1 protein-coding gene is annotated in these 854 nt (G+C 73.0%); it reads right to left on the bottom strand.

Annotation, left to right across the window (positions count from 1 at the left end; translation table 11 throughout):
- Window positions 1-149 precede the first annotated feature (149 nt).
- A partial coding sequence (locus QN357_RS19105) for a phosphatase PAP2 family protein (RefSeq protein WP_323505414.1) occupies window positions 150-854 on the bottom strand: 705 nt, incomplete at its 5' end.

Below are 854 nucleotides of genomic sequence, written 5' to 3'. Positions count from 1 at the left end.
TCGAGCGGAACGTTCTGGGGTGTGATCCTCGGGCTGCTCCAGGCGATCGTCTGGCCGGTCTACGTCGTCTATCACGTACTCGTCCTGATCGGCGCCTGAGCGCCGGACGATTCGCGCCGGACCGCGTGACCGGTCGGGCGCCCCGCAGCTCAGGGCAGGCGGTCGAAGAGGTGGGTTGCGACGAACGCGACGAGGGATCCGGCGGCGCAGATCGCCGCGACCCCGCCGACGTAGGCGATGACGGCCTCGCTGTTCGGGCCGGAGGCGCCGAAGAACGTCACGAGGAACGCCGCGGCCGCGACCAGGCAGAACGGCACGACGAACCAGAGCTGGATGCGGTATCCGATCGCGGGCGTTCCGCGGGTCGGGGCCAGGGGACCGGTCCCCGCGTCCGGGTCGGCGTTCCCCGCCGCGAACCGGCGTGCCGACCCGCGCGCTCGCAGGCGGCGGGGCGATGCGCCCCATACCCAGAGCGCGATGCCGCCCGCGCAGCCCCAGACCGCGACGACCAGGAGCCCGGCGATGACGTCGCTCGGGCGGTGCCAGCCGTTCGCGAGCGTGGAGACGCCCGCGACGGCCGCGAACGCCGAGCCGAGCAGTGCGGCGAGCCAGCGGGTCCGCGGGCTCGAGACGAGGAACACGGCAAGAGCGGATGCCGCGGCGACCGTCGTATGCCCGGACGGGAACGAGTTGCCGGCGTAACCGTCGACCCCGAGATCGGGACGGGTGAGCAGGATGTCCTTGAGGACCTGAGTCGTGACGACGGCCCCCAGGGCGACGACGACCGCGACGACGAGCGTGCGGAGATCGCGGCGCACGGCCGTGATGATCCCGGTGATGACGGCGCCGGCCAC

This window comes from Cryobacterium sp. RTC2.1 (assembly GCF_035018685.1).
GTDB lineage: Bacteria > Actinomycetota > Actinomycetes > Actinomycetales > Microbacteriaceae > Cryobacterium > Cryobacterium glucosi.
This window is presented reverse-complemented; position numbering and strand designations above follow the sequence as displayed.